This window comes from Rhodoplanes roseus (genome assembly GCF_003258865.1).
Taxonomy (GTDB): domain Bacteria; phylum Pseudomonadota; class Alphaproteobacteria; order Rhizobiales; family Xanthobacteraceae; genus Rhodoplanes; species Rhodoplanes roseus.
On record NZ_NPEX01000459.1, the window covers coordinates 1 to 3066 of the forward strand.

At 69.3% G+C, this 3066-nt stretch carries 4 protein-coding genes and 1 pseudogene; all 5 read left to right on the plus strand.

All coding sequences use genetic code 11. The features are described from left to right. Positions 1 to 180: pseudogene (locus CH341_RS34605) on the plus strand (hypothetical protein); the annotation flags it as partial. 22 nt (positions 181 to 202) lie between these two features. Continuing rightward, entirely contained in the window at positions 203 to 535 is a 333-nt protein-coding gene (locus tag CH341_RS30045; RefSeq protein ID WP_111423131.1) for a hypothetical protein, read from the plus strand. A 25-nt stretch (positions 536 to 560) separates the two neighbouring features. Next, positions 561 to 1388 (plus strand): DUF2303 family protein, encoded by an 828-nt coding sequence (locus CH341_RS30050; RefSeq protein ID WP_111423133.1) that lies wholly within the window; start codon positions 561 to 563, stop codon positions 1386 to 1388. Between the two features lie 70 nt (positions 1389 to 1458). After that, positions 1459 to 1656: a hypothetical protein gene (locus tag CH341_RS30055; RefSeq protein ID WP_111423136.1), complete on the plus strand. Its 198-nt coding sequence runs from the start codon at positions 1459 to 1461 to the stop codon at positions 1654 to 1656. After that, positions 1653 to 3066, plus strand: a 1414-nt coding sequence (locus CH341_RS36125; RefSeq protein WP_245431322.1) for an MT-A70 family methyltransferase, incomplete at its 3' end; no start/stop codon positions are given. The genes CH341_RS30055 and CH341_RS36125, both read left to right, overlap by 4 nt.

Genomic DNA, 3066 nt, shown 5'->3' on the forward strand with positions numbered 1-3066 from the left:
ACGCCGTGGAAGGTGCGCACCATCGCCGTGGTGCAGGCGGAGGCGTCGCTGGTCCTGCCCCAGACGCTGCTGGCAGCCCTGCAGCGCCACTGCACCGTCACGGGCGACGCCCCGAGCGACGTGATCGCCGACGCCGTGGCGCTGCATCTCGACGCGCTCGGCGGCGGCGTGACGACCTGATCACTTTCGAAAGGAGCGAGGCATGCGACTGATCACGGACGTGCTGCGGGACATCCGCAGGGGAAGGCCGGTCGAGGAAGCAACGGCGGCGCTCGCCGACGTGGTGCGGGCCGTCGACGAGACCGGCAAGGAAGGCTCGGTGACCATCACGCTCAAGATCAAGCCGGCGAAGCACGGCGGCCCCGAGAAGACGATCATCGCCGAGGTGAAGCACAAGAAGCCGATTGCCGACATCGCGCCCGCGATCTTCTTCTCGGACGAGGACGGCGACCTCCACCGGGTCGATCCGCGCCAGGAGGAGATGCCGCTCAACGAGGTCGGCACGCCCACCATGAACGCCGCCGGTCGCGGCTGATCCAGCATCGAGAAAGGACATTTCCATGACCGACACCAGTACAGACACCGGTACCGAAGCCGCGGTGATCCGCGACCTGACCCGGGAGGCCTACGCGCCGACCACCATCAAGCTCGACGACGGGCGCACGCTGCTGGTGACGCACGGCGATGCGACCGTCCAGGACGTGAGCGACCAGGATGGGCTCCACACCGTCGCGCCGCGCTACATCTCCAAGTCCGTGACGCTGCAGACGCAGGATTCGCTCGTCGACTATGTCCAGCTATTCAAGGGCGTCGCGTCGCTGCTGTTCGCCGACATCGAACGCGACACGATCGTCGGGCAGGTCGACTACCACGCGCCGACCGCGCCGGCGCATCTCGCCCACCGGGCGACGCTGGTGCTGCCCAAGTCCGAGGAGTGGAAGCTGTGGACCGGCATCTCGGGCCGGCTGATGCCGCAGCTCGAGTTCGCCCGGTTCATCGAGGAGAACGCGCCGGACGTGCGGGCGCCCTCGGCCGGCGAGCTGCTCGAGGCGGTGCGCGACCTGCAGGCCCATCGCAAGGTGAACTTCATCCGTGCCGTGCGCACCGCCTCGGACAACGAGAATTTCGAGTTCACCGACGAGACGACGGCGACCAGCCGGAAGAGCGGCCTGGAGCTGCCGACCAAGTTCGTCCTTGGCCTGCCGGTGTATTTCGGCGAGCCGGACACCGAGGTGCACGCCTTCCTGCGCTGGACGCTCGACGACGGCAAGCTGCTGCTCGGCATCCAGCTCAACCGCGTCGAGCACGTCCGGCAAGCGGTGTTCAAGCAGATCGTGCTGGCGATCTCGGACCGCACCGGCGTGCCGGCGCTCTACGGGCGGATCTGATCACGCGCGACCCGGGACCTGATGGTTTCGGGTCGCGTCCGCCAGCATAACGAAAACGCCGGGGGATCGCGTGGACGTCGACCTGATGAGAGACCTAGGCGCGAACGGCGAGCCTGTACCCGTGCGCGTGACCGCGAGCGACTACGCCTATGACGGTTGGCTGGTGGCCGTGTTCCAAAAGCGCCGCGGCGGGTGTCGTGCCGTGGTCGAGGACGAGAACGGCCGACTGTTCATCCACAACGCGGGCCAGCTTGGAGCGTTGCGATGACGCTCGAATTTCATCCGCTCGCCGACCTGTTCCCGCTGATGGAAGGCGGCGATTTCGACGAGCTCGTCGCGGACGTCGCCGCACATGGGCTGCGGCAGCCGATCGACATCTGGCAGGGCAAGATCCTCGACGGCCGCAACCGGTACCGCGCGGCGCTCGCCGCCGGGATCGAGATCGGGCCGCACAACACGCGCCACTTTAGGCCCGAGCTGTACGGCGACCCGCTCGCCTATGTGATCTCGCTCAACCTCCCGCGCCGGCACATGAACGAGAGCCAGCGGGCTTTCGTGGCGGCAAAGATCGCGACGTTGCGTCACGGTGGTGACCGGCGCTCCGAGGATCAAGCGGCAAATTTGCCGGTTGAAACCACCCAGGCCGAGGCGGCGGCGCGGCTCAATGTGAGCGAGCGGAGCGTGCGCGCGGCCAAGGTGGTGCAGGAGCGCGGCGCGCCCGAGCTGCAGCGGGCCGTGGAAACCGGAAAGCTGTCGATCTCGCAGGCCGCCATCGCCGCCCGGATGCGGCGCGACCTGCAGGCCGAGGTGGCGGCGGAGGCGTCGGCGGGACGCGCCAATGTGGTGCGCAGCATGATCAAGCGCGAGGCGCGGGCCGAGCGCGAGGCCGACCTCGGCGCCCGGCAGGTCGCGCTGCCCGATCGCCGATACGGCGTGATCCTGGCCGATCCCGAGTGGCGTTTCGAGGTGTGGAGCCGCGACACCGGGCTCGATCGGGCGGCCGACAACCACTATCCGACCTCGTGTACCGAGGTGATCGCGGCGCGCGACGTGTCGTCGATCGCGGCCGACGACTGCGTGCTGTTCCTGTGGGCCACCATTCCGATGCTGCCGCATGCGCTGCTCGTGATGGCCGCCTGGGGCTTCGACTACGTCTCCCACCAGGTGTGGGCCAAGGATCAGGCCGGCACCGGCTACTGGTTCCGGCAGGCGCACGAGCTGGTGCTGGTCGGCAAGCGCGGCAAGCCGCCGGCGCCCGCCATGGGCGCGAACGACGTCTCGCTGTTCCGCGCTCCACGCGCCGAACACTCGGCAAAGCCGGACCGCGTCGCCGAGATGATCGAGCGGTGGTTCCCGACGCTGCCCAAGATCGAGCTCAACCGCCGCGGCCCGGCGCGTCCCGGCTGGGATGCGTGGGGCAACGAGGCGGAGCCGGAAGAGGCGACGGGCGAGATCATCGCCGGCGACGACGACGTGATCGAATGCGGCGGCTGCGCGCCGCCCGTCGTCGCTTCGTCGCGGCCCGAACCAACCGCCTACCCGGCCGGGGCGAAGGACGAGTCGGCCGGATCGGCGTGCGAGGACGAGCCCGATGATGTGACCCAGCGCGCGGATCCGCGCACCTCGTCAGAGGACGGGCCCCAAGCCCAGGGAGCGGGGCCGGGCGCCGCGAGGCGCC